We start from the raw sequence: 1,769 nt of genomic DNA on the forward strand, positions 1-1,769 counted from the left end.
CTCCACCCATCCTCTCATAGCCCTGTCAATGTATTACATTTTGCTATTTCCACCTGCCTTGGGTCGCACGAAGTCATAGGCCAGTAACGTTAACTCAATTTCCGGCGCTGGGTCTTCGTGTTTATTCAGTCCGAACATCACCATCATCCCGGATGCGCACCCATGGGGTCGACCAAACCTCTCGCATTGGATGTCCGCTTCGCGGCATCAAATCAGTTGCATTGGGCATCAATTCCATGGGGCATCCCGCGGACTGCCTCGGGACTACGAAAGGGTCTGGTTACCCGACCAGAGGATGGGTTGAAGGTCAGTCCGTAGGAAGATGCCTGGCTCAGTGGCATACCGTTTCGCTATCAGTCTGTGACACCACCTCCTCGTTTTGCTGGCCGTGTTTCAACCAACTCAGGCCGCTGGCGCCAATGATCGTTCGCCGAACAGCTGGGCTTCGTCGAAGGTCGCTCCGCGTCCAACATGCCACAAGGCCTTGAGCAGCTTGCGCATGAGCGCCGTCAACGCCTTGCTTTTGGTACCTCCATCCCGCGCCACCTTGGCCTCATACCAGCGCTTGGCCGGCCCCTCGTGGCGGATAAGACGCAACACCGCGAAATAATCGTAAAAACGCACCACACTCGGACCGCGCTTGGTGATTTTAAGCCTCCCCTTGTGTTTGCCGCTGGAGCGCTCCTTGAGGTTAAGCCCGGCGGCTTTGACATAACTGGCCGCATTGGGATAGTCACCCGGCTCGCCCAAGGCACTACGCAGCACCACCGCCGAGACCCGACCGATCACTTCCGCTTGTCGCTCCAACCCCGCATCCGTCCCCACCTGGACCTCCAGGCGCTTCTCGATCAGCCGGCATCGCCGGTGCACCTCCAGCAGTTCTTCCGCAAGGACCTGTATAAGCCCACGTTCACCCTCGGTAGCGGGCACGCCTACGGTCGTGCGTGCGCTGGCCAGCAGGGCATCGCACTTCTCGCTGCGGAGGAAATGCCCCCCCGTACGCCGCAACAGTTCACTGGCGGCCCCGGGGGCCGCCGCCACGGCGGCCGCGGAGCCATAATGGCACAGCAGCTTCAGCAGGCTCACAGAGTCAAGGCCCAGGCAGTAAGGTGCCTCGGGCCAATGGCGGGCCAGCAGGGCTTCCAACCGATTGCAGGCCCGCTGACGGCGCTCCTGATAGAAACCCAGCAGCTTGAGCTGTGCCTGCAGATCCCGGCGTTGTTCGCTCGCTTCCCGCCAGCGTTGACTCACCCCCTCCAGATGCAGCCGCCCAATCAGGTAGGCGGCCTTGGCATCATGCAGGCTAGGTACGCCATCATAGAGCTCGGCGGCGTCATGGACGCGCTTGGGACTCACGCGGTACACCACAATGCCGGCTTCCTTCAACAACCCGCGCAGGGCATCTCCGTACGTGCCGGTGGGCTCCATCACGGCCTCCACCCGTTCCGTGCCCAGGGCGGCAGCTTGCGCGACCACGGCGCGGGTTTGTTGCGGATGGCTCCATTTGATGCTCTTCAATACGCGTCTGTCGGCGGTCAGCAGCGTCACCACAAAATCCACCTTCGCCACATCGACCGCAAAGATCACCCGCGCACAGACGGGAACCTTGCTCCTCAACACAGTCCAGTCAACTTCATTGAATTCGGTAGCTCTGTACTTATACTTAGACATGGGGGACACCTCCTACGCTCTCGGATAATACAACTTGCTATTTAGGCCAGTTCCGAGCCATGAGGGTCCCCTTTTTAATGTTTGTTATAGCTGACTAC

At 60.0% G+C, this 1,769-nt stretch carries 1 protein-coding gene; it reads right to left on the reverse strand.

Annotation, left to right across the window (positions count from 1 at the left end; genetic code table 11):
* Positions 1–402: 402 nt before the first annotated feature.
* Positions 403–1,671, reverse strand: coding sequence for an IS110 family transposase (locus O9K64_RS23330; RefSeq protein ID WP_275100521.1), 1,269 nt, complete (start codon positions 1,669–1,671; stop codon positions 403–405).
* Between the last annotated feature and the right edge of the window lie 98 nt (positions 1,672–1,769).

Source organism: Sedimenticola hydrogenitrophicus, assembly GCF_029017505.1.
Lineage (GTDB): Bacteria > Pseudomonadota > Gammaproteobacteria > Chromatiales > Chromatiaceae > Sedimenticola > Sedimenticola hydrogenitrophicus_A.